Raw genomic sequence first — 745 nt, forward strand, 5'->3', positions numbered from 1 at the left:
GAGCTGCCGATGTTGGTGTTTTCCACCAACATCTTCTCGCTGAGTTGAAATTTATTGGGAACAATCCTTTCTGAGGAGCCTTAGAGTTCGCAATGCGGTAATTCCTAAAAGAGTTTTCGTATTTTTAAGAGTATTTCATGCATTTGGAAATATGGTTCAACTCAACGTCAATCTTGTTGTGGTGTTAATTTAATTACATGGTCATGCTATTGAAACCCATTAAAATTGAAGATTGTCCGCAATTTTTCACAGCCACTATTTTGGATTGGAAGATGCTACTGAGACCAGATGAATATAAATTGGTTATCATTGAATCCTTGAAGTTTTTGGTGGATGAAAACAGAGTCATCGTTTATGGATATGTAATCATGGATAATCATTTACATATCATTTGGAAACCTACCCCGCTATTTTCATTAAAACACACCCAACTCAGTTTGATGAAATTTACTGCCCAACGCTTTAAGAGGGACTTAGAACTCAACCATCCCAATGTTTTGCAACATTTTTTGGTCAACTCCAAAGACCGCGACTTTCAGTTTTGGCAGCGAAATGCGCTATGTGTGGATTTGTATTCTAACAGGATCCTTGAGGAGAAGCTTCAGTATATTCATAGAAATCCGTTGAAAGCAGGTATGGGTAGCGATGGTAATTTCTATCGTTTTTCATCTGAAAAATTTTATAGGGAACTTGGGGATGAATTTGAGTTTTTGACAGATTTTAGACAAGGATAACTGAAATTTGG

The 745-nt window shown here is 36.8% G+C and carries 1 protein-coding gene; it reads left to right on the top strand.

The window, feature by feature from the left end; genetic code table 11:
- Positions 1–197: 197 nt before the first annotated feature.
- The gene (locus ESY88_RS20745) at positions 198–734 is read left to right on the top strand and encodes a hypothetical protein (RefSeq protein ID WP_223270927.1); all 537 of its coding nucleotides are present in this window, start codon (positions 198–200) and stop codon (positions 732–734) included.
- The last annotated feature ends 11 nt before the right edge of the window (positions 735–745 follow it).

This window comes from Subsaximicrobium wynnwilliamsii (assembly GCF_007997225.1).
Lineage (GTDB): Bacteria > Bacteroidota > Bacteroidia > Flavobacteriales > Flavobacteriaceae > Psychroserpens > Psychroserpens wynnwilliamsii.

What these genes read in the sequence shown, in the direction of transcription:
- ESY88_RS20745 (WP_223270927.1), top strand. Translation starts at nt 198, where the DNA reads ATGGTCATGCTATTGAAACCCATTAAAATTGAAGATTGTCCGCAATTT.